The following is a 910-nucleotide window of genomic DNA, read 5'->3' on the forward strand; positions in this document are numbered from 1 at the left end:
CAAACGAAGCAGTCACTGATGCAGCACGTGCTGGCGATAAAGGAGTTCGCACAGTCTCAGCCTGCGAATTGCACCGTTGACCGCATCAGCCGCCGGATCGCTGGCGATTACGTCAGCCGCGTACTCATGCAGGCGGGCGGGAGTCAGAAGACGGTCAACCGGAAGATCAGTTCAATGTCCTCGATGTGGCGGTGGCTGCGGAAACGTGGCTTCGTTGAGGAGAACCCCTGGCAAGGCCAAGGCAGTTTCGGCAGCGCTGGCAAGCAGGAACGTCCGAAGCGGGCCTATGAGGCGCAGGAATTGGTCCGGCTCCTCAATGTCGATCCAAGAACGGTTGTCGGCGCGAGATACGGCCTCGTCCTGTTCGACCTGATCCGATTGGGCCTTCTGACTGGCTGTAGAATCGGTGAACTCTGTCAGCTTCGGGTCGAGGACGTGATCGAGTCACAGCAGGCATTCCGCATCCCACAGGGAAAAACCGAGAATGCTCGGCGCGTTATGCCTGTCCACCGGCTTGGCTGGCCCGTGATCCAACACCGAATGGCAAGCTCCTCTGATGGCTGGGTATTCTCAGGTCTCACGCCTGCGGGACCTGATGGCAAGAGAAGCTGGATCGTCGTGAAGCGGTACGCCACGTTTAGGCAGGCGATCCTCGGCCAAGGGGGAGGCGTGGACTTCCACAGCTTCAGGCGTTCCTTCGCCACCTACCTTGAGCGCGCATCAACGCATTCCATGGCGGTCAACAGCAGCGTCATCGCTGAGCTTATGGGGCACGTGAAGCCGACGCTGGCCTTGGCCGTCTACTCGTCAGGGCTGGTCCCTCAGCAGCTACGTGCGGCCATTGACGCGTTGGATCACGTGATCGAGCCCGAAGTGATCAGGCATCTCGGAGGCAAGCTCCGTGGTGCGT

1 protein-coding gene is annotated in these 910 nt (G+C 60.3%); it reads left to right on the forward strand.

Translation table 11 applies throughout. The features are described from left to right. Positions 1 to 18: 18 nt before the first annotated feature. Positions 19 to 910: tyrosine-type recombinase/integrase (locus FV226_RS27605; RefSeq protein ID WP_147765417.1), on the forward strand; the 892-nt coding region annotated here is incomplete at its 3' end.

Source organism: Methylobacterium sp. WL12, assembly GCF_008039475.1.
GTDB lineage: Bacteria > Pseudomonadota > Alphaproteobacteria > Rhizobiales > Beijerinckiaceae > Methylobacterium > Methylobacterium cerastii.